Origin of the sequence: Mycobacterium sp., from assembly GCF_008709575.1 — a bacterium.
GTDB lineage: Bacteria > Actinomycetota > Actinomycetes > Mycobacteriales > Mycobacteriaceae > Mycobacterium.
On the sequence record NZ_VYIK01000200.1, the window covers coordinates 287 to 1003 of the forward strand.

1 protein-coding gene is annotated in these 717 nt (G+C 68.8%); it reads left to right on the forward strand.

Going from position 1 to position 717, the window contains the following annotated elements; genetic code table 11:
- Positions 1 to 69: 69 nt before the first annotated feature.
- A partial coding sequence (locus F6Q13_RS17860) for an aldehyde dehydrogenase family protein (RefSeq protein WP_293059409.1) occupies positions 70 to 717 on the forward strand: 648 nt, incomplete at its 3' end.

Sequence of the window (717 nt, forward strand, 5' to 3'; positions counted from 1 at the left end):
GGTTCTACTGGACCATTCCGGACAAGTGTCCACCACAGTGAGGCGGCAAGATTGGCCCAGAAGACAAAACTGTTGGCCGAGGGCGCAAGTGCTCTGCTGATCGATGGCAAACTGTCGCCCGGCAGCGCGGGTGTCTTCCCGACGGTCAACCCGGCGACCGAGGAGGTGCTCGGCGCCGCCGCCGACGCCACCGCCGGGGACATGGACCGGGCCATCGAAGCCGCGCGGCGCGCCTTCGACGAGACGGACTGGCCTCGTAACACCGAGTTTCGGGTGCGCTGCATTCGGCAGCTGCGCGCTGCGCTGCGCGAGCACGTCGAGCAGCTGCGCGAAATCACCATGGCCGAGGCTGGGGCGCCGCGGATGCTGACCGCCGCCGCGCAGCTCGAGGGCCCGATCGAGGACTTGGGTTTCTCGGCGGACACGGCCGAGTCCTACCAGTGGAACCAGGATCTCGGCGAGGCGTCACCGCTGGGGATTCGCACCCGGCGCACCATCACCCGCGAAGCCGTCGGCGTGGTCGGTGCGATCACCCCGTGGAACTTCCCGCACCAGATCAATCTCGCCAAGCTGGGACCGGCGCTGGCCGCCGGGAACACCGTCGTGCTGAAGCCGGCACCCGACACGCCGTGGTGCGCGGCCGCGCTGGGGCAGATCATCGCAGAACACACCGACTTTCCCGCCGGGGTGGTCAACATCGTCACCGCTGCCGACCAC